Source organism: Streptomyces sp. NPDC046303, from assembly GCF_055588085.1.
This window is the reverse complement of sequence record NZ_JBVJFA010000016.1, coordinates 1-23,845: the sequence shown is the minus strand read 5'-3', so window position 1 is coordinate 23,845 and position 23,845 is coordinate 1. Positions and strand designations below refer to the sequence as shown.

22 protein-coding genes are annotated in these 23,845 nt (G+C 68.7%); 4 read left to right on the top strand and 18 right to left on the bottom strand.

Annotated features, from left to right (window positions below; all coding sequences use genetic code 11):
- Positions 1–42: 42 nt before the first annotated feature.
- From ACZ6I1_RS18380 to ACZ6I1_RS18360, 5 genes are all read right to left on the bottom strand, one after another.
- Positions 43–999, bottom strand: coding sequence for a helix-turn-helix transcriptional regulator (locus tag ACZ6I1_RS18380; protein ID WP_469288344.1), 957 nt, complete (start codon positions 997–999; stop codon positions 43–45).
- A gap of 123 nt (positions 1,000–1,122) precedes the next feature.
- Positions 1,123–1,518, bottom strand: coding sequence for an FKBP-type peptidyl-prolyl cis-trans isomerase (locus ACZ6I1_RS18375; RefSeq protein WP_469288342.1), 396 nt, complete (start codon positions 1,516–1,518; stop codon positions 1,123–1,125).
- Positions 1,519–1,549: 31 nt separating this feature from the next.
- A complete protein-coding gene (locus ACZ6I1_RS18370; RefSeq protein ID WP_469288340.1) occupies positions 1,550–2,491 on the bottom strand; it encodes an FKBP-type peptidyl-prolyl cis-trans isomerase in 942 nt (313 codons plus the stop codon).
- Positions 2,492–2,608: 117 nt separating this feature from the next.
- Positions 2,609–3,970 (bottom strand): Pup--protein ligase, encoded by a 1,362-nt coding sequence (pafA, locus tag ACZ6I1_RS18365; protein WP_030655944.1) that lies wholly within the window; start codon positions 3,968–3,970, stop codon positions 2,609–2,611.
- Between the two features lie 117 nt (positions 3,971–4,087).
- Complete coding sequence (locus tag ACZ6I1_RS18360) at positions 4,088–5,350, bottom strand: MFS transporter (RefSeq protein WP_469288338.1); 1,263 nt, start codon at positions 5,348–5,350, stop codon at positions 4,088–4,090.
- Between the two features lie 146 nt (positions 5,351–5,496).
- Here ACZ6I1_RS18360 and ACZ6I1_RS18355 point away from each other — a divergent pair, with 146 nt between their 5' ends.
- Positions 5,497–6,513 (top strand): LacI family DNA-binding transcriptional regulator, encoded by a 1,017-nt coding sequence (locus ACZ6I1_RS18355; protein ID WP_469288336.1) that lies wholly within the window; start codon positions 5,497–5,499, stop codon positions 6,511–6,513.
- 60 nt (positions 6,514–6,573) lie between these two features.
- Here ACZ6I1_RS18355 and prcA read toward each other — a convergent pair whose 3' ends face one another.
- The 6 genes from prcA to arc form a co-directional block, all read right to left on the bottom strand.
- The gene (gene prcA, locus ACZ6I1_RS18350) at positions 6,574–7,338 is read right to left on the bottom strand and encodes a proteasome subunit alpha (protein WP_362596112.1); all 765 of its coding nucleotides are present in this window, start codon (positions 7,336–7,338) and stop codon (positions 6,574–6,576) included.
- Positions 7,339–7,384: 46 nt separating this feature from the next.
- Entirely contained in the window at positions 7,385–8,224 is an 840-nt protein-coding gene (prcB, locus tag ACZ6I1_RS18345) for a proteasome subunit beta (RefSeq protein ID WP_048476955.1), read from the bottom strand.
- Positions 8,176–8,409, bottom strand: coding sequence for an endonuclease VII domain-containing protein (locus ACZ6I1_RS18340; RefSeq protein ID WP_385065877.1), 234 nt, complete (start codon positions 8,407–8,409; stop codon positions 8,176–8,178). The genes prcB and ACZ6I1_RS18340 overlap by 49 nt, the downstream gene beginning before the upstream one ends.
- Before the next feature lie 397 nt (positions 8,410–8,806).
- Positions 8,807–9,019: a ubiquitin-like protein Pup gene (locus ACZ6I1_RS18335; protein WP_030233608.1), complete on the bottom strand. Its 213-nt coding sequence runs from the start codon at positions 9,017–9,019 to the stop codon at positions 8,807–8,809.
- Positions 9,020–9,193: 174 nt separating this feature from the next.
- Positions 9,194–10,705 (bottom strand): depupylase/deamidase Dop, encoded by a 1,512-nt coding sequence (gene dop, locus ACZ6I1_RS18330; RefSeq protein WP_469288332.1) that lies wholly within the window; start codon positions 10,703–10,705, stop codon positions 9,194–9,196.
- Between the two features lie 252 nt (positions 10,706–10,957).
- Positions 10,958–12,724, bottom strand: a complete 1,767-nt coding sequence (gene arc / locus ACZ6I1_RS18325; RefSeq protein ID WP_469288331.1) for a proteasome ATPase — start codon at positions 12,722–12,724, stop codon at positions 10,958–10,960.
- 264 nt (positions 12,725–12,988) lie between these two features.
- Between arc and ACZ6I1_RS18320 the strand changes: the two genes are divergently transcribed.
- A complete protein-coding gene (locus ACZ6I1_RS18320) occupies positions 12,989–13,309 on the top strand; it encodes a ferredoxin (protein ID WP_469288330.1) in 321 nt (106 codons plus the stop codon).
- A 4-nt stretch (positions 13,310–13,313) separates the two neighbouring features.
- Here the strand turns inward: ACZ6I1_RS18320 and ACZ6I1_RS18315 are convergent, their stop codons facing one another.
- The 3 genes from ACZ6I1_RS18315 to ACZ6I1_RS18305 all read right to left on the bottom strand — a co-directional run bounded on the left by ACZ6I1_RS18315 (position 13,314) and on the right by ACZ6I1_RS18305 (position 16,165).
- Positions 13,314–13,919 (bottom strand): hypothetical protein, encoded by a 606-nt coding sequence (locus tag ACZ6I1_RS18315; RefSeq protein ID WP_469288328.1) that lies wholly within the window; start codon positions 13,917–13,919, stop codon positions 13,314–13,316.
- A 197-nt stretch (positions 13,920–14,116) separates the two neighbouring features.
- Positions 14,117–15,013, bottom strand: a complete 897-nt coding sequence (locus tag ACZ6I1_RS18310) for a tRNA (adenine-N1)-methyltransferase (RefSeq protein ID WP_362596102.1) — start codon at positions 15,011–15,013, stop codon at positions 14,117–14,119.
- Between the two features lie 18 nt (positions 15,014–15,031).
- Positions 15,032–16,165: a site-2 protease family protein gene (locus ACZ6I1_RS18305; protein WP_469288609.1), complete on the bottom strand. Its 1,134-nt coding sequence runs from the start codon at positions 16,163–16,165 to the stop codon at positions 15,032–15,034.
- Positions 16,166–16,446: 281 nt separating this feature from the next.
- Between ACZ6I1_RS18305 and ACZ6I1_RS18300 the strand changes: the two genes are divergently transcribed.
- Together ACZ6I1_RS18300 and ACZ6I1_RS18295 are read left to right on the top strand one after the other, a co-directional pair.
- The gene (locus ACZ6I1_RS18300; RefSeq protein WP_469288327.1) at positions 16,447–17,328 is read left to right on the top strand and encodes a RecB family exonuclease; all 882 of its coding nucleotides are present in this window, start codon (positions 16,447–16,449) and stop codon (positions 17,326–17,328) included.
- 64 nt (positions 17,329–17,392) lie between these two features.
- Positions 17,393–18,064 carry a response regulator gene (locus tag ACZ6I1_RS18295; RefSeq protein ID WP_469288325.1) on the top strand — a complete coding sequence of 224 codons (672 nt, stop codon included), beginning with the start codon at positions 17,393–17,395 and terminating at the stop codon, positions 18,062–18,064.
- 74 nt (positions 18,065–18,138) lie between these two features.
- On the opposite strand, the gene ACZ6I1_RS18290 is transcribed toward ACZ6I1_RS18295, so the two are convergent.
- The 4 genes from ACZ6I1_RS18290 to ACZ6I1_RS18275 form a co-directional block, all read right to left on the bottom strand.
- A complete protein-coding gene (locus ACZ6I1_RS18290; protein WP_469288323.1) occupies positions 18,139–19,722 on the bottom strand; it encodes an ABC transporter substrate-binding protein in 1,584 nt (527 codons plus the stop codon).
- Positions 19,723–19,793: 71 nt separating this feature from the next.
- Positions 19,794–21,398: an ABC transporter substrate-binding protein gene (locus ACZ6I1_RS18285; RefSeq protein ID WP_469288322.1), complete on the bottom strand. Its 1,605-nt coding sequence runs from the start codon at positions 21,396–21,398 to the stop codon at positions 19,794–19,796.
- Between the two features lie 537 nt (positions 21,399–21,935).
- Entirely contained in the window at positions 21,936–22,637 is a 702-nt protein-coding gene (locus tag ACZ6I1_RS18280; RefSeq protein WP_469288321.1) for an HAD family hydrolase, read from the bottom strand.
- A gap of 113 nt (positions 22,638–22,750) precedes the next feature.
- Positions 22,751–23,845: vitamin B12 dependent-methionine synthase activation domain-containing protein (locus tag ACZ6I1_RS18275; RefSeq protein WP_469288319.1), on the bottom strand; the 1,095-nt coding region annotated here is incomplete at its 5' end.

The following is a 23,845-nucleotide window of genomic DNA, read 5'->3' as shown; positions in this document are numbered from 1 at the left end:
TGGTACGTCTCCCCCTCAGGGCGTAGCTACAGGTGGTGCGGATCAGCCCTGGGCGACGGCGCGCAGCCGGTCCACGACGTCGGCCCGCAGATCGGCGGGCTCCAGGACCACCACGTCCGGGCCGAACTCCACGAGCCAGGCGTCCAGCCCGTGCCCGTACGGGATCTCCAGCTCGTCCCAGCCGTCCGCGCCCTCGCGCACGGCGGTCGCCTTGGCCCGCAGCGGATAGCCCGCCCCGGCCCGCAGCCGGATCAGCGCCGAGCGGTCCGCGCTCTCCCCGGCCCAGCTCGCCACGGTCTCCCGTACCGTCACCACGTCCGGCACCTCGGCGGTGTACTTGCCCGCGCGGGAGCGCACCTTGCCGGTGATCCGCGAGAGCCGGAACACCCGCTCCGCGCCGCGGTCCCGGTCGAAACCGGCCAGGTACCAGTGGCCGCGCCAGCACTCCAGCGCCCAGGGCTCCACCTGCCGGGTCTCCGGCGTGGCCGCGGTGGACTTGCGGTAGTCGAAGACCACCGGCCTGCGGTCCCGGCACGCCAGCATCAGCGGCTCGAAGGCCGCCTCGTGGACGGGGATGCGCGGCTCGATGGCACTGTGCCGGCCCAGGTACGGGTCCCCCGCCTCCGGCATGCCCCCGGCACGCAGCTTCTGCAGGGCCCCGCTCGCGGCCCCGGCGAGACGGGCCTGCTGCCAGACCTTGGCCGCCAGGCCCAGGGCCGCGGCCTCCTCGGCGTCCAGGGAGACGGGCGGCAGCCGGTTGCTGTCCCGGCGGGCGAGGTAACCGGTCTCGCCCTCCAGGTTCTCCACCGTCTCGATGACCAGGCCCAGCTCCCGCAGGTCGTCCTTGTCCCGCTCGAACATGCGGTTGAAGGACTCGTCGTTGCCGGCCTCCAGGTAGGCCTCGATGGAACCGCGCAACTCGCGCTTGCTGAGCGGCCGCCGGGTGCCCAGAAGGCACAGCGCCAGATTCATCAGCCGCTCGGCCTTGGCAATCGCCATCGACGCCGTTCCCCCGTTCTCGACACACACTCGTGACCGCTGACCGTACCGCCCCGGCGCGCCCGGACAAAAGCGAGGGCCCCCGCCTCACGGCGGGGGCCCACAGCGTGCACGTCCGGACGATCAGACGGCGATCAGGTCGCAGACGAAGATCAGCGTCTCGCCCGGGGCGATCACACCGCCGCCCGCACCACGGTCGCCGTAGGCCAGGTGCGCGGGGATCGTCAGCTTGCGACGGCCGCCGACCTTCATGCCCTGGATGCCCTGGTCCCAGCCGGAGATGACCTGGCCGGCGCCGAGCTTGAACTCCAGCGGGTTGCCGCGGTTCCAGGAGGCGTCGAACTCCTCACCCGTGGAGAACGCCACGCCCACGTAGTGGACCTTGACGAAGTCACCGGCCTTGGCCTCGGCGCCGTCGCCCAGCCAGAGGTCCTCCTTGACCAGGTCGGTCGGGACCGGGCCCTCGGGGAAGTCGATCTCGGGCTTCTCGAGCTTGTCGCTCACGGAACTGCTCCTCATACGTACGAACGGGGGCCCAACCGGAACAGTCTTACATCACCGCGAGGATGTCGAGGCTGAAGACCAGCGTCGACTTGGCCGGGATGGTCCCCTGCTCCTTGTCCCCGAAGGCCAGGTCCGGCGGGATGACCAGCAGGATCCGGCTGCCGACCTTCTTGCCGAGGAGGCCTTCCTTCAGACCCTTGACGGACAGCTGCTCCATCGGCCACGTGACGGTCGTGTCGGTGGTGTACGTGCTCTCGAAGGTCTTGTCGTCCTTCCACGTCTTCCCGTTGAACTTGACCACGACGTTGTCGGTGTCCTTCACCACGGCACCGTCGCCCTCGAGGACGTAGTTCGAGACCAGCTTGGCCGGCTCGGCGGTGTCCTTCGGAACGGTCACGGCGACTTCCTTGCCGTCCGTGTTCGTACCGACCTTGGGCAGGTCCTTGTTGTCCTGCGCGACCTCCTTGCCCGTGGCCGAAGCCGGGACGGAGGTGCCCTTGACGATGTCCACGACGAAGACCAGCGTGGCGTTCGGCTTGATCTTGTCGCCCGAGCCCTGCTCGCCGTAACCCAGCGCCGGCGGGATGACCAGCTCGACGCGGCTGCCGACCTTCTGGCCCTCCAGGCCCTGGTCCCAGCCCTTGATGACCATGCCCGCACCGATGGTCACGTCGAACGGCTTGCCCTTGCCGAAGCTGGCGTCGAACGGCTCCTTGCCGTCCCACACCTGGCCGAGGTAGTTGACCTGGGCGATATCGCCCTTCTTCAGCGCCGGGCCGTCGCCCGCGCTGACGGTCTCCACCTTCAGTTCCTTGGGCGGCGCGCCCTTCCCCTGCGACAGGGTGGGCGTCTCCCCGAACTTGGCGCCCTTCGTGATCGCGGGCACCCCGTTCTTCATCTGGGCGGAGTCGGAGCCGCTGTCGTCGCCACACGCCGCTGTCGACAGCAGCAGAAGGGGTACGACAAGCAGGCCGGCAAGTCGGCGCACGTGTTCCTCAGATCTCAGACGGCAAGGTGGTCGCCCGCCACTCTAAGCCGTGGGCAGGGCCCCGTACGAGACCGTACGGGGCCCTGCCCAAGATCAGTGCTACGTCACACCGCACACTCACATGCCGGCGATCAGCTTCTCCACCCGGTCGTCCACCGACCGGAACGGGTCCTTGCACAGCACCGTCCGCTGCGCCTGGTCGTTCAGCTTCAGGTGCACCCAGTCCACCGTGAAATCCCGCCGCTGCTCCTGCGCCCGCCGGATGAAATCACCCCGCAACCGCGCCCGCGTCGTCTGCGGAGGCACCGACTTGCCCTCGAAGATCTTCAGGTCGTTGCAGATCCGCGCCGCCTGCCCCTTGCGCTCCAGCAGGTAGTACAGCCCGCGCCGGCGGTGGATGTCGTGATACGCGAGGTCTATCTGAGCCACCCGCGGATTGGACATCGTCATGTTGTGCTTGCCCCGGTACCGCTCGATCAGCTGGTACTTCATGACCCAGTCGATCTCGGTCCCGATCCGGTCCAGGTCCTCCGCCTCGATCGCGTCGAGCGTCCGCCCCCACAGCTCCAGCACCTGGTCCACCACGCCCGTACGGATCCCCCGCCGCTCGGCGAAGTCCACCGCCTTGTCGTAGTACTCCCGCTGGATCTCCAGCGCCGACGCCTCCCGGCCACTCGCCAGACGCACCTTGCGCTGACCCGTGATGTCATGGCTGACCTCACGGATCGCCCGGATCGGGTTCTCCAGGGTCAGATCCCGCATCACCGTGCCCGCCTCGATCATGCGCAGCACCAGATCGGTGGCCCCGACCTTGAGCAGCATGGTCGTCTCGGACATGTTCGAGTCACCCACGATCACGTGCAGCCGCCGATACCGCTCGGCATCCGCGTGCGGCTCGTCCCGCGTGTTGATGATCGGCCGCGAACGCGTCGTCGCGGAGCTGACACCCTCCCAGATGTGCTCGGCCCGCTGGCTCACGCAGTACACCGCGCCCCGAGGAGTCTGGAGCACCTTGCCCGCACCGCAGATCAGCTGCCGCGTGACGAGGAAGGGAATGAGAATGTCCGCCAGGCGGGAGAATTCCCCGTGCCGCGCCACCAGGTAGTTCTCATGGCAGCCGTACGAGTTGCCCGCCGAGTCGGTGTTGTTCTTGAAGAGATAGACGTCGCCCGCGATTCCCTCCTCGTGCAGGCGGCGTTCGGCGTCGACGAGCAGACCTTCGAGAATGCGCTCGCCGGCCTTGTCGTGCGTGACCAGCTCGGTCACGTTGTCACATTCGGGAGTTGCATATTCCGGATGCGAACCCACGTCAAGGTACAGACGGGCACCGTTCCGCAGGAAGACATTGCTGCTGCGGCCCCATGACACAACACGGCGGAAGAGGTAGCGCGCCACTTCGTCAGGAGACAGTCGGCGCTGTCCCCTGAACGTGCACGTGACGCCGTACTCGTTCTCCAGCCCGAAAATGCGGCGGTCCATGACTGAACATTACGCCTTCTGCCCTCTTCTGAAACCGGGTTCGAGAGCGCCATTTCGATCAGTTTCCCAAGACCGCCCCGCCACACCCGCACACCACCCCGCCGACCCGACCCCCGGTCAGCCCTCCGAACGCACCCCCGACACCACCCCACGGGCACCATCCGACACACCCTCAGCCGAACCCGCCACCGCCCGGCCGCGCCCCCCAGTTGCCAGCACCCGCTGAGTCACCATCAGCACCAGCAGCGCCGCACCACCCGCCACACCCGCCACACCGAACCCCGCCGCCGTACCCCCCAGCTCCACCGCCGGCCCCGCCGCGGCCGTACCGATCGCCGCACCCACACCGAAGAACGTCACCAGCCACGAAAACGCCTCCGTCACCGTCCCCGCCGGAGCATGCCGGTCCACCACGATGAACGCACACGCCAGCGCCGGCGCCAGGAACACACCCGCCAGCGCCACCAGCACCGCCATCACCACCGGCCCCGGCGTCAGCAGCAACGGCAGATAACACACCGCCAACAGCGCCACCAGTACCCGCAGCCGCCGCTCCGGCGCACCCGCCCACTCACGCGCCCCGTAGAGCACACCGCCGATCAGCGCACCCAGCCCCAGCGCCGCCATCAGCCACCCGTACACCGCCTGATCCCCGTGATCATCCGCGTACGCCACACCCGCCACCGTGATCGACCCCAGCGCCGTACCCACGAAGAAGAACGCACCCAGCAACGCCACCAGACCCCGCGAACGCAACGCCCCCAGCCAATGCGCCTCACGCGGCTCCGAACGCCACGCACGCGACGGCTCGCTCACCACCACCGACAGCGCACCCACGACCCCGATCACATTCAGCGCCACCAGCGCCCCGGCCGGCGACCACAGCGCCACGAACAGCGTCACCAGCAGCGGACCGACCGTGAACATGACCTCCTGCGCCACCGCGTCCATCGCGTACGCGGCATGCACCCGCTCCTGCCTGCCCCCCAGCACGCCCGGCCACAGCGCCCGCAGCCCGCCCTCCAGCGGCGGCGTGAACAGCCCCGCGACCACCACCGCCGCGTACGCGGCCGCCACCGGCGCGGTACCCGCCACCGCCAGCCACACCATGCCCAGCGCCGAGACCACCGCGGCCGGCAGCTGCACCCGCGGCTGCCCGTACAGGTCCACCGCCCGCCCCAGCAGCGGCTGACCCACCGCGTTCGCCACCCCGTACGCGGCGGCCAGCGCCCCCGCCAGGCTGTAGCTGCCGCCCTCCGCCCGCGTGAACAGCACGATCGCGATCGGCGCCGTCGCATTCGGAAGCCGGCCCACGAGCGTGCCCACCAGCAGCCTCGCGGCATGCCGGGTCCTGAGCAGCTCCGCGTATCCCGCGGCCATGACCGCCCCCTTCTGCCCGGATCCCGCCGGGGTAATACGTATAACGTGACTCGTCATACGTACCATGGCCCCAGCCCACAGGTCCACCCGAACAGACCCACACCCACCCCGCCACCCCCAGCCGGCACGCACCACAGGAGCCCCGAGTGACGAGACCCACCAGCCGGGACGTCGCCACCGCCGCCGGAGTCTCCCAGGCCACCGTCTCCCTCGTCCTCGGCGACAAATGGCACGGCCGCGTCTCCCCCCGCACCGCCACCCGCGTCCGCGAAACCGCAGACCACCTCGGCTACCGCCCCAACCTCGCCGCCCGCAACCTCCGCCTCGGCACCACCCGCACCGCCCTCCTCGTCGTCCCCGCCCTCACCAACGAGTTCTTCGCCCGCGTCTACACCGGCGCCGCCCGCATCGCCGCCGAACACGGCTTCGGCGTCGTCCTCTACCCCTCCCCCGACGGCACCGGCCCCGCCCGCAACCCCTTCGCCTCCGCCCAAGCCGCCCTCGACGGCGTCATCGCCTCCTCCATGGCCGCCGACGCCCTCCACGCCCTCGGCACCGACACCCTCCCCCTCGTCATGCTCGACAGCGACCCCACCTCCGGAACCGCCGCCGCCCACGTCAACCTCGCCATGGCCGACGGCATGCACCAGGTCACCGAACACCTCCTCACCCTCGGCCACCGCCGCTTCCTCCACCTCGCCTCCGCCGTCGACTCCTGGACCTTCGACATCCGCGCCCAAGCCCTCAGCGCCCGCCTCGGCCCCCACACCGAGCTGCGCACCGTACGGGCCCCCCTCAGCGTCGACGCCGCCCGCACGGCCATGGAAACGGCCCTCGCCACCCCCGCAGACCGGCCCACCGCCGTCATCTGCGACGACGACATCCTCGCCGCCGGCGCCTGCAAGGCCGCCCGCCGCCTCGGCCTGCACGTCCCCGCCGACCTCTCCGTCACCGGCTTCGACGACCTGGCCCTGGCCACCGCCGTCGAACCCGAACTCACCACGGTCCACCTCCCCGCCGAACGCGTCGGCGAACAGGGCATGAAAGCCCTCCTCGCCGTCCTCGACGGCACCCCCTGGACCGCCCCCGACCTCCCCGTCGAACTGATCGTCCGCAACTCGTCCGGCCCGGCCCCCGCCCCCGCCCCCGCCCCCGCCCGCTGAACACGACGAAGCCCCGGCCCGCCCACACAGGGCGAACCGGGGCCTCCGCTCCACGAGGAACTACTCCGCCTCGTCCTCCGGAGCCTCGTCGTTCGACACGGCATCGGCCTGCACCGCCGCCGTCACGTCCGCCTCCAGCAGCCGCGCCAGCTGCCGGCCCCGGATCCGCTTGAACTTGCGCTGCTGCGACCGCGTCCGGTCCAGCACCGCCACCTCCAGCCGCTCCGCCGGAATCGTCTTGTCGGCACCGTTGGCCTGGCTCGACAGCGCCTGCACCGCCAGCTTCAACGCCTCCGACAACGTCATCCCGTCCTGGTGCCGCTGGTCCAGGAACGTACTGATCTGCTCCGCGTTACCACCGACCGCCACCGAACCGTGCTCGTCCACGATCGACCCGTCATGCGGCAGCCGGTAGATCTGGTCCCCCGCAGCCGTCGCACCCACCTCGGCGACGACCAGCTCCACCTCGTACGGCTTCTCCCCGGCACTCGAAAAGATCGTGCCGAGCGTCTGCGCGTACACGTTCGCCAGCCCACGGGCCGTCACATCGTCACGGTCATAGGTGTAACCGCGCAGATCCGCGTACCGCACACCACCGATCCGCAGGTTCTCGTACTCGTTGTACTTGCCGGCGGCCGCGAAACCGATCCGGTCGTAGATCTCGCTGAACTTGTGCAGCGCACGGGACGGGTTCTCGCCGACGAACACGATGCCGTCGGCGTACTGCAGCACGACAAGGCTGCGACCGCGGGCGATGCCCTTCCGGGCGTATTCCGCCCGGTCGGCCATGGCCTGCTGGGGTGACACATAGAACGGAGTCGACACCGGCTGTCCGTCCCTTTCTTCTGGGCTCCTACAGGGAGACGGATGGTCAGAGCAGGGCGGCGCGCGGGCCGTCGGGCTGCTCGAGACGACGGTTGGTGACCGTACGGGCGAGCTCCTGCGACTCCTCGTCCGTCAGCCTCCGGAATCCCTCGTCCGTGATGACGGTGACGATCGGATAGATGTGGCGGTACAGGTCCGGCCCACCCGTCGCCGAGTCGTCGTCGGCCGCGTCGTACAGCGCCTGCACGACCAGCGTGGTGGCCTGCTCCTCCGTCAGATCGGGGCGGAAGAGCTTCTTCATCGAACCGCGGGCGAAGATCGACCCCGACCCGGTGGCGGCGTAGCCGTGCTCCTCGGAACGGCCGCCGGTCACGTCGTAGGAGAAGATCCGGCCCTTCTCCTTGGCCTCGTCGTACCCCGCGAACAGGGGCACAACGGCCAGCCCCTGCATCGCCATGCCCAGATTGCTCCGGATCATGGTGGACAGACGGTTCGCCTTGCCCTCCAGGCTGAGGGTCGTCCCCTCCACCTTCTCGAAGTGCTCCAGCTCCAGCTGGAACAGCTTCACCATCTCCACGGCCAGGCCGGCCGTACCGGCGATGCCCACGGCGGAGTACTCATCGGCCGGGAACACCTTCTCGATGTCCCGCTGCGCGATCATGTTCCCCATGGTCGCCCGCCGGTCACCGGCGAGCACCACCCCTCCGGGGAAGGTGGCGGCCACGATGGTCGTCCCGTGCGGCGCCTCGACGACCCCCTCCGGCAGCTTGCGGTTGCCGGGCAGCATCTCGGGCGAGTGCGCGCCCAGGAAGTCCATGAAGGACGACGACCCCGGCGTCAGGAAGGCTGCCGGTAGACGCCCTGTGCCACGATTGTTGGCTTCCACGCGTGTCCCTCCAGATATGAGATGGCCCGACGCAGAGTGTCGGGATCGTCTCCCAACTTGCCGATGGCCGAGTTGCAGTTGAAGCACAGTACGCCTCGGACCTTACCCGTCTGGTGACAGTGATCCACATGCACGGCCGGAGCCTTTTGGCAGATACAACAGAGACCGTCCTGCGCTGCGATCATTTCGTCCCGCTCGGCCTCCGTCATGCCGTACGCACGCTTGAGATGAGCTGCTCGACTCTCGACCGATCGACACGCCTTACAGCGAGTCGACAGCCCATCCGAAGCCGTCTTGTTCTTGTCCCATTCCGAGTGAGGCTTGATCTCCCCACATCGACGGCAGTACTTGTGCCCCACAGGGGCTGCGACACGGGGACGAACGTTCTTCCCCTTGGCTTTCTGACGCTGCTGGTGATATTCGGCTGCGCACGGCCTGCAGTAGCACTGCAGGCCGTCACGCATCGCTTTTGTTGGCAGCGAAGTCCTCAAGTGGCTTGAGTAAGCCACACCGTGGACATCGCTTCTCCACCCCCGACACTCACCCTCCCCGCGAGCATTCACCTTTGATTCAAAGGTGAAATCACTCGCCGCCCTTCTGAACGAAGGAGCGCACGAAGTCCTCGGCGTTCTCCTCGAGCACATCATCGATTTCGTCCAGTACGGAGTCGACGTCGTCGGAGAGCTTTTCCTGGCGCTCCTTGAGGTCGGTCGATTCCTCGACCGCCGCCTCCTCGACCTCCTCGGTCGAGCGCGTCGCCTTCTGCTGTCCGCCGCCGGTGTCCTTGGTCGCCATGTCTACCTCACCCCGCTCGGTTCGCACGCTCACGTCGAGGGACCCCGGGATTCGGGATCCCTCAAGATCAGACCCTACGTCCGACCCTACAAGGAGGGTCCGACATTCGTCCCCGCACTTTCACAACGTCCGGTCCTCTTCATGATTCCCGGACCGGAGGCCTTTCAGGCGCGCTCAGCGCCCCGAAAGCACCCGCACCAGGTCCTGGGCCGTGCGGCACCGGTCCAGGAGCTCCTTCACGTGGGCCCGCGTGCCGCGCAGCGGCTCCAGCGTGGGGACCCGCTGGAGGGAGTCGTGGCCCGGGAGGTCGAAGATGACCGAGTCCCAGGAGGCCGCGGCCACGTCGTCCGCGTACTGCTCCAGGCACCGGCCGCGGAAGTACGCCCTGGTGTCCTCCGGCGGCTTGCTCTGGGCGCGCTCGACGTCCGGTTCGGACACCAGGCGCTGCATCTTGCCGCGGGCCACCAGGCGGTTGTAGAGGCCCTTGTCGGGCCGCACGTCGGAGTACTGGAGGTCCACGAGGTGGAGCCTCGCCGCGTCCCAGCCCAGCCCGTCGCGGCGCCGGTAGCCCTCCAGGATTTCTCGTTTGGCGATCCAGTCGAGCTCGCCCGCCAGGCTCATCGGGTCGGTCTCCAGCCGGCCGAGGACGTCTTCCCAGCGGGTCAGTACGTCCGCGGTCTGGTCGTCCACGTCGGAGCCGAACCGCTCCTCCACGTACTTCCTGGCCAGCTCGAAGTACTCCATCTGGAGTTGTACGGCGGTGAGTGTCCGGCCGCTGCGGAGCGTGATCAGGTGCCCCAGGCCGGGGTCGTGGGAGACCTGGTGGAGGGTGCGCACCGGCTGGTCGACGGCGAGGTCGACGGTGATGAACCCGTCTTCGATCATGGACAGGACCAGGGCGGTCGTGCCGAGCTTCAGGTAGGTGGAGATCTCGGACAGGTTGGCGTCGCCGATGATCACGTGCAGTCGGCGGTATTTCTCGGCGTCCGAGTGCGGCTCGTCGCGGGTGTTGATGATGGGCCGCTTCAGGGTGGTCTCGAGTCCGACTTCGACCTCGAAGTAGTCGGCGCGCTGGCTGATCTGGAAGCCGTGTTCGCGGCCGTCCTGGCCGATGCCGACGCGTCCGGCGCCGGTGACGACCTGGCGGGAGACGAAGAAGGGGGTCAGGTGGCGCACGATCTCCGAGAAGGGGGTTTCCCGCTTCATCAGGTAGTTCTCGTGGGTGCCGTAGGACGCGCCCTTGTTGTCGGTGTTGTTCTTGTAGAGGTGGATGGGCTGGGCGCCGGGGAGCTGGGCGGCGCGGACGGCGGCCTCGGCCATGATCCGTTCGCCGGCCTTGTCCCAGAGGACGGCGTCGAGGGGGTTGGTGATCTCCGGGGAGCTGTATTCGGGGTGTGCGTGGTCGACGTAGAGGCGTGCGCCGTTGGTGAGGATGACGTTGGCGAGGCCGATGTCCTCGTCGGTCAGCTGGCTGGTGTCGGCGGCCTCGCGGGCGAGGTCGAAGCCGCGGGCGTCCCGCAGCGGGTTCTCCTCCTCGAAGTCCCAGCGGGCGCGGCGCGCCCGGTGCATCGCCGCCGCGTAGGCGTTGACGATCTGGGACGAGGTGAGCATGGCATTGGCGTTCGGGTGGCCCGGGACGGAGATCCCGTACTCCGTCTCGATTCCCATTACTCGCCGTACGGTCATGCGGCCCTCCTTGCCCGGCGGCGTTCCCCTTCGGGAGCGGCGCTCAAGTACCGCTGGTGCTCCGTTGCGTGTGCTTGTGCGGTGCCCGTCCCCGCACTGCGCGTCCGGCGGTATGGAAGAGCCTAGAACCACTCCGCGCTCGTGGGGAGATCATTTCCGTCATTGAATTCGCCTCGTCACCGGCTGGAAAGCAGTCGGTAAAGCAGTCGGCTGCGGATGCCCGGGGAGGGCATCCGCAGCCGCTCCGCTTGGTCAGAGGTACTGACCGGTGTTTGCCACCGTGTCGATGGAGCGTCCGGTGTCGGCGCCCTGCTTTCCGGTGACGAGCGTGCGGATGAATACGATCCGCTCGCCCTTCTTTCCGGAGATTCGGGCCCAGTCGTCCGGGTTGGTGGTGTTGGGCAGGTCTTCGTTCTCCTTGAACTCGTCCACGCAGGCCTGGAGGAGGTGGGAGACGCGGAGGCCCTTCTGGTTGTGTTCGAGGAAGGCCTTGATGGCCATCTTCTTGGCTCGGTCGACGATGTTCTGGATCATCGCGCCGGAGTTGAAGTCCTTGAAGTAGAGGACTTCCTTGTCGCCGTTGGCGTACGTGACCTCGAGGAAGCGGTTCTCCTCGGTTTCGGCGTACATCTGCTCGACGACGGTCTGGATCATGCTGTGGACGGTGCTGGCGGTGGAGCCCTGGTGTTCGGACAGGTCGTCCGTGTGCAGGGGCAGCGAGGCCTTGAGGTACTTCGCGAAGATGTCCTTCGCGGCTTCGGCGTCCGGGCGCTCGATCTTGATCTTCACGTCGAGGCGTCCGGGGCGCAGGATGGCCGGGTCGATCATGTCTTCGCGGTTGGAGGCGCCGATGACGATGACGTTCTCCAGGCCTTCGACGCCGTCGATCTCGGCGAGGAGCTGCGGGACGATGGTGTTCTCCACGTCCGAGCTGACGCCGGATCCGCGGGTGCGGAAGAGGGATTCCATCTCGTCGAAGAAGACGATGACGGGGGTGCCCTCGCTGGCCTTTTCGCGGGCGCGCTGGAAGACGAGGCGGATGTGCCGCTCGGTCTCGCCGACGTACTTGTTGAGGAGCTCGGGGCCCTTGATGTTCAGGAAGTACGACTTCCCCTGGGCCTGTCCGGTCACTTCGGCGACCTTCTTGGCAAGGGAGTTGGCGACGGCCTTGGCGATGAGTGTCTTGCCGCAGCCGGGGGGGCCGTAGAGCAGGATGCCCTTGGGCGGGCGCAGTTCGTGTTCCTTGAACAGGTCGGGGTAGAGGTACGGGAGCTCGACGGCGTCGCGGATCAGCTCGATCTGGTCGCCCAGGCCGCCGATCTTGTCGTAGTCGATGTCGGGGACCTCTTCGAGGACGAGGTCTTCGACCTCGCTCTTGGGGACGACTTCGTAGACGTAGCCGGAGCGGGGTTCGAGCAGGAGGGCGTCGCCGGGGCGGATGGTGATGTCCAGGAGCGGCTCGGCGAGCCTCACCACCCTTTCCTCGTCGGTGTGCCCGACGACCAGGGCGCGCTCGCCGTCCTCGAGGATTTCCTTGAGGGTGACGATGTCCCCGGCCCGCTCGTACTCCATGGCCTCGACCACGTTGAGTGCTTCGTTGAGCATGACTTCCTGGCCGCGCCGGAGGTCTTCCGGGTCGACGCTGGGGCTGACGTTCACGCGGAGCTTTCGGCCTCCGGTGAAGATGTCGACGGTGCCGTCCTCGTTCGCCTGGAGGAAGACACCGAAGCCGGCCGGTGGCTGTGCGAGCCGGTCGACTTCTTCCTTGAGGGCCACGATCTGGTCGCGGGCCTCACGGAGGGTGTTCGCGAGTCGTTCGTTTTGTGCGGAGACGCCGGCCAGATTCGTCTGGAGCTCGATGATCCGCTCTTCGAGAATCCTCGTGTGTCGCGGAGAGTCGGCGAGCTTGCGTCGCAGGACGGCGATTTCCTGCTCGAGATAGGCAACCTGGCCGGCGGGGTCCTCAGACCCTCGCCCGGGCCGGATGCCGCGGTTGATGTCGTCGTCGTGGGCTGCCACGGTCCTCACCTCCTCCAAGGGGAGCTGGACGCTTCCTGACCCTACCTGGGCTGGTGGTGATTGAAACCCCTAGATCACAAAGACGGTAGAGGTGTGTCCGATCTTCACCCTTGCGTACTCCCTCTCGCCAAGGAAATACCCACCCATCAACATCTGAAAGCGGCCGGTTGTAAGGTCGAAGTGTTCAACACCCGTCAGAGCTCGCGCGACTTGCTGCGAGGAGTGACCGGGATGGATCACTGAGCGCAGGGAACGGCAGGAGATATGAGCGTGCAGCAGGAGGCGCCGACGGGTGGTGTCGGCGGGGCCGGGGAGCCGCTGGAGGTCTGGATCGACCAGGACCTGTGCACCGGGGACGGGATCTGCGCGCAGTACGCGCCGGAGGTGTTCGAGCTGGACATCGATGGTCTGGCGTATGTGAAGAGCCCGGAGGACGAGCTGCTGCAGGCGGTGGGGGCGACCACTCCGGTTCCGTTGCCGCTGCTTCAGGACGTGGTGGATTCGGCGAAGGAGTGTCCGGGTGACTGCATCCACGTGAGGCGCGTTTCGGACGGGGTGGAGGTCTTCGGTCCGGACGCCGAGTGACGGTTCAAACACCCTTGGCGGTCGAGTCCGTCAGCTCCTGGCGGAATTTTCCGCCGGTCCAGCGCCACTTGGCCAGCTTCTTGACGTCGGGGCTGTAGCGCGGGATCTCGGGTGAGGAGTAGCCGAGGAGGGTGGCGGTGACGGTGCCGTCGCGGACAGTGAGGTCGGCCGCGGTCTGGCGCTGGGGGGTGTCGAGGAGGGTGGCGACGACGCGGGGGGCGGCGGCCTCGGTCCGGTCGCGGGTGAGGACGTAGATCGCGTGGGGCGGGGTGCCGGAGCCGGCCTGGCAGCGGACGGCGGCCACGGTTTCGGGGCGGCCGTCGCCGTCGAGGTCGCCGTGGGCGGTGGCGGTGACGGCCTGGGGGGCGCCCTTGCAGTCGAGCGGGTAGGTGACCGTGGCGGCGTCGGGGGCGGTGGCCGTGGTGGTCTGGGGGCCGTTCGGGGCGGGGTCCGTGGGGGCTGCGGGGGTGCCGGTGGCCGGCTGGACGAGTCCCGCGGTGGCTATGACGGCGGCCATGGCGGTGGCCGTGGCGAGCCAGTGGAGGGGCCTGGCGTGGCTGTGCGCCAGGGTTTCCAGGGTGGGCTCCAGCTCTGCGGGGCTGTGCAGCACGCGGGGTGTCTCCTGTGCGACGGGCGGCGGGTGACGGGTGACGGGGAGCCAGCATCGTGCCACACCTCACACGGGGGTGGAACGGGCGGGTCCGGTGCCGGTACCCGGGACAACGAAAAGGCGCTGTGGCGCAGTTCCCGGTTGGTCGGGGGAACTGCGCCGCAGCGCCTTGGTGTTGGTGGGCTTCGGCGGGTCCGTTATGCGGAGCGGTCGCTGCCGGGGCCTTCGTAGTCTTCGCCGTAGGCGCCCTTGGCGGGGCGGCGGCGGCGCATGGGGGGTTCGACTCCGTCCGCGAGGCGGCGGGCGGTGACGAGGAAGCCGGTGTGGCCGATCATGCGGTGGTCGGGGCGGACGGCGAGGCCCTCGACGTGCCAGTTGCGGATCATCGATTCCCAGGGCTGCGGTTCGGCGAAGCAGCCGATCTCGCGGATGGACTCGACGGTCTTGGACAGCTGGGTGGTGGTGGCCACGTAGCAGCAGAGGATGCCGCCGGGGACCAGTGCCTTGGAGACGGCCTCGAGGCATTCCCAGGGGGCGAGCATGTCGAGGATGACGCGGTCGACGTCGGTGTCGGACAGGTTGTCCTGGAGGTCGCCCACGGTCAGCTGCCAGGCGGGGTGGGGGCCGCCGAAGTAGCGCTCGACGTTGGCGGTGGCGATCTCGGCGAAGTCCGCGCGGCGCTCGTAGCTGTGGAGCATGCCCTGGTCGCCGATGGCGCGCAGCAGGAAGCTGCTGAGGGAGCCGGAGCCCACTCCTGCTTCCACGACGCGGGCGCCGGGGAAGATGTCGGCGAAGGCCAGGATCTGGCCCGCGTCCTTGGGGTAGACCACGGCGGCGCCGCGGGGCATGGACAGGACATAGTCGGGGAGCAGGGGGCGCAGCGCGAGGTACGCGACGTTCCCCGTGGTGCGGACAACACTGCCTTCGGGAGCACCGATCAGCTCGTCGTGCGGGAAGGAACCCTTGTGGGTGTGGAAATTCTTCCCTGCTTCGAGCGTGAACGTGTAGTGGCGGCCCTTGGGGTCGGTGAGCTGTACCTGGTCCCCGACCTCGAAGGGCCCGCGTCGGCGGGCGGCACCGGTCGGTTCGGACATGTGACCAGTGTATTGGCTTCAGGACTGGGGCCGTGCCATGGCCTTCACGAAGGCCTTCTCGACGTCGAGGGTGGACAGGACGCCGTAGATCTCGCCGGTGGGTTCGAGGACGAGGTATTCGGTGGCGGGGTGGGTGCGGAGGTGGTCGAGGAGTTCTTCGCCGGTGAGGCCGGCGGGGACTTTCATGCCGTCGGTGAGGTCTTGGGCGAGGGTGCTGACGGCGATCCAGGGGCGGCGGTGTTCGGGGACGGAGGCGATGGCGCTTTCGCGGACGATGGCGGTGGGGTCTCCGTGGCCGTCGACGATGACGAGGGCGCGGGCGCCGGCTTCGTTGGCGCGGCGCAGGGCTTCGGAGAGGGGGGTGGCGTTTTCGACGGGGATGGCGCGGCGGGTGAGGGTGCGGGCTTTGAGCTCGGGGAGGTGTTCGCGCAGGCGGGCCATGCGCAGGCTGTTGCCGGCGCCGGTCCAGATGATGGCGGCGAGGATCGCGGCGAGCAGGGCGTCCATGACGGTGTCCATGCCGCCGATCTCGGTGGTGCGGTTGCCGACGAGCCCGGTGTGGGTGAGCAGTGGCAGGCCGAGGAGGACGGTGACGGCGAGGCCGCGGCCGATCCAGGCGGCGACGACGGTGCCGGTCATGGGTTTGCCGGTGATGCCCCAGATGACGGCGCGGAGCATGCGGCCGCCGTCGAGGGGGAGGCCGGGGAGGAGGTTGAAGGCGGCGACGAGCAGGTTGGAGATCATCAGGCCGGCGAGGAGGACGCCGGGGACGGTGGCGGGGTCGACGGCCTTCATGCCGAGGTAGAAGGCTCCGGCGAGGAGGAGGGAGAGGAGGGGGCCGACGAAGGCGAGGACGAATTCGCGGCCGGGGGTCTCGGATTCCTTCTCGATTTCGGAGACTCCGCCGAAGAACTGGAGCTGGATGCGGCGCACGGGGAGTTTGAAGCGGAGTGCGGCGACGGTGTGGGCGAGTTCGTGGACGAGGACGGAGGCGTAGAAGGCGACGGCGAAGAAGAGTGAGACGAGGTAGCGGACGGGGCCGAGGTCGGGGAGGATCCGGTCGAGCTGGTCGCCGAAGACCCAGGTGATGAGGGCGGCGACGAGGAACCAGCTGGGCGAGACGTAGACGGGTACGCCGAAGGGGCGGCCCATGAGGAGTCCGCCGCCCGGTGCGGAGCGCCGTCCTGCGCGCTCGCCGGTTTCGTCGGTGTCTGCCACGTCTGTCCTTCGTTCTGGGGGCCTCGGAGGGCGTCCGGGGGTGTGGTGCGGGGGGAGTCGTGTCGTCGTGTGCCGTGTGGTGGTGCCTCGATCATGCAGTGCCGGGCGTTCTCGGGGAAGTGGGGCACGTTCGCGGGTCGTGCGGTGAACGCTTTGGCGGTGTTTGTGTTGATGGTATGCGTGGGCTGTCCGTGGGGGGCCGTAGGGTTTTGTGCATGACGACGAGCTCCGGTGACGTTCCGGTGGAAGCGGCGGCGAGTGCTGCGCGGCCCAGTTCGCTCTCCCCTTCGCGGGCGAGCGATTTCATGCAGTGCCCGCTGCTGTACCGGTTCCGGGTGATCGACAGGCTTCCGGAGAAGCCCAGTGCCGCTGCTACCCGCGGGACGCTGGTGCATGCGGTGCTGGAGCGGCTCTTCGATCATCCGGCGCCGGAGCGGACGGCTCCGCGGGCGAAGGCCCTGGTGCCGGGGCAGTGGGACCGGTTGCTGGAGGCGAAGCCGGAGCTGACGGAGCTGTTCCCGGAGGGGGATGGTGGGGAGGGGCTGGCGCGGTGGCTGACGGAGGCCGAGGCGCTGGTGGAGCGGTGGTTCACGTTGGAGGACCCGACGCGGCTGGAGCCGGTGGAGCGGGAGTTCTTCGTGGAGACGGAGCTGGAGTCGGGGCTGCGGCTGCGCGGGATCATCGACCGGGTGGATGTGGCGCCGACGGGTGAGGTGCGGATCGTCGACTACAAGACGGGCAAGGCGCCGCGGCCGGAGTACGCGGAGGGCGCCCTGTTCCAGATGAAGTTCTACGCGCTGGTGGTGTGGCGGCTGAAGCAGGTGGTGCCGCGGCGGCTGCAGCTGGTGTACCTGGGCAGTGGGGACGTGTTGACGTACGACCCGGTGGTGGCTGATCTGGAGCGGGTGGAGCGCAAGCTGCTCGCGCTGTGGGAGGCGATCGTGGAGGCGACGGAGTCGGGTGAGTGGCGGCCGCGGCCGACGAAGCTGTGCGGTTGGTGTGATCATCGGGCGGTGTGTCCCGAGTTCGGGGGGACCCCCCCGGTGTATCCGCTGACGATCGCTCCGCGGGCGGAGGTCCGCCCGGCGGATTGCTGATCGTTTCGTCAGGGCACAATGGGCCGGGTCCGCCGAAGCCGCCCGACGAATAGAGGTAGACCCCGTGGCGATCCGCGTCCTGCTGGTCGACGACCAGCCCCTGCTGCGCACCGGCTTCCGGATGATTCTGGAGGCGGAGGGGGACCTGGCGGTGGTCGGTGAGGCCGGGGACGGTCTGCAGGCGCTGGACCAGGTGCGGGCGCTGCAGCCCGATGTGGTGCTGATGGACATCCGGATGCCGCGGATGGACGGGGTGGAGGCGACGCGTCAGATCACCGGTCCGGGGCGGGACGGTCCGGCGAAGGTGCTCGTCCTGACCACCTTCGACCTGGACGAGTACGTGGTGGAGGCGCTGCGGGCGGGGGCGAGCGGTTTCCTGTTGAAGGATGCGCCGGCCAATGAGCTGGTGCAGGCGATCCGGGTGGTCGCGGCGGGCGAGGCGATGCTCGCGCCGAGCATCACGCGCCGGCTGCTGGACAAGTACGCGGGGCACCTGCCGTCGGGTGAGGAGAGCGTCCCGGACGCCTTGGGGACGCTGACCGAGCGGGAGGTGGAGGTGCTGAAGCTGGTGGCCCGGGGTCTGTCGAACGCGGAGATCGCGGCGGATCTGTTCGTGAGCGAGACGACGGTCAAGACGCATGTGGGGCACGTGCTGACGAAGCTGGGTCTGCGGGACCGGGTCCAGGCGGCGGTGTACGCGTACGAGAGCGGTCTGGTCCGCCCGGGGGCGCAGTAGCGGAGTGGGGATGCGACGGGCCGGCAACCGCGTGGTGCGGTTGCCGGCCCGTTGTGCGTGGTCCGGGGGCGGGGTCAGCCCTTGCTGATCTCCCAGAAGCGGAAGACGGTCGAGGCGTCGAGGGACCACTGGAGGCCGCTGACGTTCTCGCGGGTGACGGCGTACTGCTTGCCCTGCCAGAGGGGGAGGATGGGGAGTTCGTCGGCGACGATGTCCTGGAGCCGGTTGTAGTCCGTGTTGGCCGCGGTGCGGTCGGACTTCGCGGAGGTCGACGGGATGATCGTCCCGCTGATCTCCTTGTTGTCGTAGTTGTTGGCGAGGACGTTGCCGGGGCCGAAGAACGGCTGGGTGAAGTTGTCGGCGTCCGGGTAGTCGGGGACCCAGCCCTTCACGTAGACGCCGTACTTGCCGTCCTGGATGTCCTTTTCGTACTGCTCGAACTCGACGGACTTCATGTCGGCCTCGAAGAGGCCGCTCTCGTTGAGCTGCTTGGCGATGACCTCGAACTGCTGGTCGGTGGAGGGTCCGTAGCGGCTCGGGGTGGACCAGAGGGTCAGCTTGATCTTGCTGTTGATGCCGGCGGCCTTGAGGACGGCCTTGGCCTTTTCGACCTGCGGGCTGCCGCCGTAGCGGTCGAAGAAGGGGGTGGTGTGTCCGGCGATGCCGGCGGGGACGATGGAGTAGAGCGGGGTGGCGGTGCCCGCGTACACGTCCTTGACGAGCGCTTCGCGGTCCACGAGGTAGGCGATGGCCTTGCGGACGGGCAGCTTTCCGACGACGGGGTCGTTGACGTTGAAGACCATGTGCTCGACTTCGGCGCCGGTGCCCTGGACGACGTCGACCTTGGTGTCGCCGGTCTTGGTCGCGGCGAGGGCGGCGATGTCCTTGGCGGCCAGGCCGCGGAAGGCGAAGTCCACGTCCCCGCTCTCCAGGACCTTCTTGAGGCCGGCCTGGTCGCCGTTGAAGAACTTCAGGGTGACGCCGGTGTTCTTCGCCTTGGCCTTGCCGGTGTAGTGCTCGTTGACCGAGAAGCCGGCGCTCTTGTCGCTGAACGAGTCCAGCTTGTAGACGCCGGAGCCGATGGCCTTGTTGTCGGTGCGGAGCTTGTCGGCCGGGTACTCGGCGTGGTCGACGATGGAGCCGGCGCCCGAGGCGATCTTGCTGGGGAAGGTGGCGTCGGGCGTCTTGAGGCGGAAGACGACGGTCTTCTCGTCGGGGGCGTCGATGCCGGCGATCGAGGAGAGCAGCACGGCGGGGCCGGCGCCGTCGTTGATCTTCAGGGTGCGCTCGAAGGAGAACTTGACGTCCTGCGAGGTGAGGGGGTGGCCGTTGCTGAACTTCAGGCCGGGGCGCAGGATGCACTTGTACAGCTTGCTGTCGCCGCCCTCGAAGCCGCAGCTCTGGGCGGCGTCGGGCTCGGGGGTGGTGCCGCCCTTGGGGAAGCTCAGCAGCGACTGGAAGACGTTGTTGAAGAGCAGCCAGGAGCCCGGGTCGTAGCCGGAGGCGGGGTCGGTGGACTTCACCTTGTCGGATATGCCCATGACCACGCCCTTGCCGCTGCCGGCGTTGGAGCCATCGGTCGAACCGCAACCGCTGAGCAGCGCGGCGGCGGTGGCTGCGCCGAGCGGGGCCGCCAGCCACTGGTTACGTCGATTCACGGATCTGTCCTTCACAGTCGAACTGTTGCGTTGCTCCGGCCCGCGACACCCGCTGCCGGTCGTTGCCGTTGTCAGCCGCTTACGCCGCGGCCGAGCTCCCACAGCTGGAGGTCGGAGATGGCGTTGACGGACCACTCCACTCCGGTGATGCCGTCGCGTGCGGCGACGTACTGCTTGCCCTGCCACAGGGGCAGGACGGGTACGTCCTCGGCGACGATGTCCTGCATTTCCGCGATCGCGGGGACGGCGACGTTGCGGTCGACGGCGCGCCGGGATTCGGGGATGAGCCTGGTGCGGACCGCGCTGTTGGCGTACGGCGTGCCCAGGAAGTTGTCCTGCTCCAGGAACGGGGCGAGGAAGTTGTCGGCGTCGGGGTAGTCGGGGAACCAGCCGAGCCCGTAGGCGGCGTGGTCGCCGTTCTTCTGCGCGGGGCGGAAGTCGGCCCATTCGCTGCCCTGGACGGTGATGTCGAACAGCTGGGTGGAGTTCAGCTGGGCCTTGAGGACTTCGAACTCGGCGGCGGTTCCGTCGCCGTAGTGGTCGTTGGTGTAGTGGAGCGTCAGCTTGACGGGGGTTTTGATCCCGGCGTCCTTCAGCAGGGCGGCGGCCTTGGGGGTGTTGGCCTCGCCGTACTTGCTGAAGAAGGAGTTGACGTGTCCGGTCACGGTGGTGGGGACCAGCGAGTAGAGCGGCTGGGCGGACTTGCCGTAGACCTTGGAGATGAGGGCGTTGCGGTCGACGGCGGCGGCGAGCGCCTGGCGTACGGCCTTGTCCTTGACGACGGGGGCCTCGGTGTTGAAGCCGAGGTAGCGGATTTCCAGGCCGGGCATCGGGACGAGCTTGACGCCCTTGGGGGGCTTGGCCGCGAACTCGGTGATCTGGGCGGGCGACAGGGTGCGGGAGACCATGTGGATCCTGCCGTCGGTGAGCGCCTTGCCCATGGCGGCGGAGTCCTCGAAGGTCCGCAGTTCGACCTTGTCGTTCTGGAGCTTGATGTCGCCCTTGTAGTGCGGGTTCTTGCTGAAGACGGCCCGGACGAGGTGGTTGTCCTTGACCTCGGCCTTCATCGTGTACGGGCCGGAGCCGTCGACGTCGAAGCCGTGGCGGAGCTTTTTGGCGTCGTAGTTCTTCTCGCTGACGATGCCGGTGGCCGGGGTGGAGAGCTTGTACGGGAAGGTCGCGTCGGGGGTCTTCAGGTGGAAGACGACGGTGTCGGCGCTCTTGGCCTCGACGGTGTCGAGGGTGGAGAGCAGCGAGGAGGGGCCGCTCTCGTCCTTGATGGCGAGGACGCGGTCGAGGGAGAACTTGACGTCCTTGGCGGTGACCGGGTCGCCGCTCGCGAACTTCAGGCCGGGGCGCAGGGTGCAGCGGTAGCTCTGGTTGCCGGTGTCGGTGAAGCGGCAGTCGGAGGCTGCTTCGGGGACGGGCTGGCCGCCGCCGCGGGGGGTGTGCATCAGGGTCTGGACGGTCTGGCGCAGGACGTTCCAGGCGCCGGCGTCGTAGGCGTACGCCGGGTCGAACGGGGCGGGGGCGTACTCGGCGGCCTCGAACCGGTCGGTGGTCCCGACGACGATCGCCCCGGTTCCCGCTCCTCCGCCGGTGGCGCTGCCGCATGCGGCGAGCGTGGGCGTGAGCAGTCCGGCCGCGGCCGTCAGCACCATGGTCTTGCGGTTCATGCTGGAAGAACTCCCTGTACCCGGCACTTGGTCAAAGCGGTGTAAAGGGCACGTCGCGACGGTCGCCCGTTCGGGGCGGAACGATCGGGCCGGTGGTATGACGATCGGTCCGGGCGTCCCGGCACAGGGGTGTGTGTCCGGGACGCTCAGGTGCGGCGCAGTGCCCGGATTGACACTAGTGGCCCGGGACGGGATGGCTGGAACTGGCCGGACTTGGGGTGTAATCGCACCGTGATGGGAGCGGACTGGCTGTCTATGTGGGGGTGGGCGCAGATTCGGTCAGGAGCTGATCAATGCGGACACAAGGGAAGCCGAACAAGCCCCCGGACAGGTGTCTCGGGGGCTTGACGCGTGACTAAGGTCACCTGGGACAACTGCCGCGGAAGAGATGGAATTTCGGCCTCCGGGGCGGCCCGCGGAAGATCCTCTCGTGGGACCTTGGTCCTACCGGGTTCCGTTCGGTACAGAGCGTGTGCGAGAGGTACCGGTGCGTGCAGTCCGGCGCCGGGGGGCGGGGTGCGCTTGTGCGGAGCCTGCTCAGTTCAGCGGACTGATGAGGGAGCGCAGGAACGGCAGGTCGATCTCTTCCAGCGAGCGCACGATCGTCCGCCCGGGGGCCGCCTCGATGTGGCCGACCGAGGGAATGGCCACGACCCGGCAGCCGGCGGCCTCGGCGGAGGCGACGCCGGTGGCGGTGTCCTCGATGACGGCGCACCGGGAGGGGTGCGCACCGAGGCTGGTGGCGGCGAGGAGGTACGGGTCGGGGTGCGGCTTGGTACGGGCCACCTCGTCCCCGGCGACCGTCAGCGTGAAGCGGTCCCGGCCGAGGGTGAGCAGGACCTGGTCGATGACGCGCCGGTGCGAGGCGGAGACGAGCGCGGTGGGCACGTTGTGCCGGGCCAGCTCGCTCAGGAGCCGCTCGGCGCCGGGCATCAGCGGGACCTGGTCGGCGATGCGGGCCTCGAAGCGCTCGTTGAGGAGCACGCTGAGCTCGGCGAGACCGATGGCGGCGCCGGTGGCCTCGATCAGGAAGGCGGCGCTGCGGCTCATGGGACCGCCGACGACGATGTCCCTCCAGGATTCCTCGAGCCGGTGTCCGAGCTCCCGGAAGATCTCCTCCTCGATCTCCCACCAGAACCCCTCGGTGTCGACGAGGGTGCCGTCCATGTCCAGCAGCACCGCCTGGAGGGCGTGCCCGTCGGCCGTTCGGACCACGGGGACGGGAACGGTGCTGGTCATGCGCACGCCTCTCTGAGGGGACGAGAAGGCCGGTCACCTCCGCCCGCGGGGACATCCCCCTCGGGAACAGGTGACCGGCCTGTATGGGACCGACCAGTGTACGCCGGTCCGCCTCAGCGTGCGTTGAAATACTTCGCTTCGGGGTGGTGGATGACGATCGCGTCGGTGGACTGCTCGGGGTGGAGCTGGAACTCCTCGGACAGGTGGACGCCGATCCGCTCCGGCTGGAGGAGGTCGGCGATCTTCGCGCGGTCCTCCAGGTCGGGGCAGGCGCCGTAGCCGAGCGAGAACCGGGCGCCGCGGTACTTGAGGTCGAACATGTCCTCGACCTTGTCCGGGTCCTCGCCGCCGAATCCGAGCTCGGCGCGGACGCGGGCGTGCCAGTACTCGGCCATGGCCTCGGCCAGCTGGACGGAGAGGCCGTGCAGTTCCAGGTACTCGCGGTAGGAGTCGGACTCGAACAGCTTGGCGGTGGCCTCGCCGATCTTCGACCCCACGGTGACGACCTGGAGACCGACGACGTCCGTCTCGCCGGACTCCTCGGGGCGGAAGAAGTCCGCGAGGCACAGGCGGCGGCCGCGGCGCTGGCGCGGGAAGGTGAAACGGGTCCGCTCGTTGCCCTGCTCGTCGAGGATGATCAGGTCCTCGCCCTTGGACACGCAGGGGAAGTAGCCGTAGACGACGGCCGCCTCGAGCAGGTTGTCCGTGTGCAGCTTCTCCAGGAGGCCGCGCAGCCGGGGACGTCCCTCGCTCTCGACGAGCTCCTCGTACGTCGCCCCGCCGGCGCGGGCCTGCTTGAGACCCCACTGGCCCTTGAACAGGGCGCCCTCGTCGAGCCAGGAGGCGTAGTCCTTGAGCGGGATGCCCTTGACCACGCGGGTGCCCCAGAACGGCGGGGCCGGGACCGGGTTGTCCACGGAGACGTCCGAGCGGCCGCCCGGCTCCTCCGGCTCGTCCACCTGGAGGACGGGCGCGTCCCTCTTGGCGACGCGGCGCTGCTTGAGCTCGGGAAGGCTGGCGCCCGGCACGCCGCGCTTGACCGCGATGAGGGCGTCCATCAGGCGCAGGCCTTCGAAGGCGTCGCGGGCGTAGCGGACTTCGCCTTCGTAGATTTCGTGGAGGTCCTGTTCGACGTAGGCGCGGGTGAGGGCGGCGCCGCCGAGGATGACCGGGTAGTCGGCGGCCAGCTTGCGCTGGTTGAGCTCCTC

Coding starts and splice junctions, on each gene's coding strand:
- ACZ6I1_RS18380 (WP_469288344.1), bottom strand. CDS start 999: ATGGCGATTGCCAAGGCCGAGCGGCTGATGAATCTGGCGCTGTGCCTT.
- ACZ6I1_RS18375 (WP_469288342.1), bottom strand. CDS start 1,518: ATGAGGAGCAGTTCCGTGAGCGACAAGCTCGAGAAGCCCGAGATCGAC.
- pafA (WP_030655944.1), bottom strand. CDS start 3,970: ATGGACCGCCGCATTTTCGGGCTGGAGAACGAGTACGGCGTCACGTGC.
- ACZ6I1_RS18360 (WP_469288338.1), bottom strand. CDS start 5,350: ATGGCCGCGGGATACGCGGAGCTGCTCAGGACCCGGCATGCCGCGAGG.
- ACZ6I1_RS18340 (WP_385065877.1), bottom strand. CDS start 8,409: ATGATCGCAGCGCAGGACGGTCTCTGTTGTATCTGCCAAAAGGCTCCG.
- ACZ6I1_RS18335 (WP_030233608.1), bottom strand. CDS start 9,019: ATGGCGACCAAGGACACCGGCGGCGGACAGCAGAAGGCGACGCGCTCG.
- dop (WP_469288332.1), bottom strand. CDS start 10,705: ATGACCGTACGGCGAGTAATGGGAATCGAGACGGAGTACGGGATCTCC.
- ACZ6I1_RS18320 (WP_469288330.1), top strand. CDS start 12,989: ATGAGCGTGCAGCAGGAGGCGCCGACGGGTGGTGTCGGCGGGGCCGGG.
- ACZ6I1_RS18310 (WP_362596102.1), bottom strand. CDS start 15,013: ATGTCCGAACCGACCGGTGCCGCCCGCCGACGCGGGCCCTTCGAGGTC.
- ACZ6I1_RS18305 (WP_469288609.1), bottom strand. CDS start 16,165: ATGGGCCGCCCCTTCGGCGTACCCGTCTACGTCTCGCCCAGCTGGTTC.
- ACZ6I1_RS18300 (WP_469288327.1), top strand. CDS start 16,447: ATGACGACGAGCTCCGGTGACGTTCCGGTGGAAGCGGCGGCGAGTGCT.
- ACZ6I1_RS18285 (WP_469288322.1), bottom strand. CDS start 21,398: ATGAACCGCAAGACCATGGTGCTGACGGCCGCGGCCGGACTGCTCACG.
- ACZ6I1_RS18280 (WP_469288321.1), bottom strand. CDS start 22,637: ATGACCAGCACCGTTCCCGTCCCCGTGGTCCGAACGGCCGACGGGCAC.